Genomic DNA, 209 nt, shown 5'->3' with positions numbered 1-209 from the left:
TGTTTTTCGATCAGTTGGCCGAGGATGTTGCGTTTGAAATGATGGATGTGCCAAGTTTCGGGACGCTCTTTCAGACGACCTTCATTATTGCTTTGGCCGTATTCGGTCTGCTGGACCAGTTGTCCGGCGGCGTCGTAGCCGTAGGCGGTGATTTTGCCGTCCCAGCCGGTTTCTTGGATCAGGTTGTCGGTTTGGTCGTAATCGAGACG

Annotated in this window: 1 protein-coding gene; it reads right to left on the bottom strand. The window is 53.1% G+C overall.

What is annotated here, in order from left to right:
• Positions 1–209, bottom strand: a 209-nt coding sequence (locus ACTHSX_RS10980) for an RHS repeat domain-containing protein (protein ID WP_440377764.1), incomplete at both ends; no start/stop codon positions are given.

This window comes from Neisseria sp. P0014.S002, from assembly GCF_051958295.1.
In the GTDB taxonomy this organism is placed as follows: Bacteria; Pseudomonadota; Gammaproteobacteria; order Burkholderiales; family Neisseriaceae; genus Neisseria; species Neisseria flavescens_B.
The sequence above is the reverse complement of the archived record's forward strand: the minus strand, read 5'-3'. Positions and strand labels throughout refer to the sequence as shown.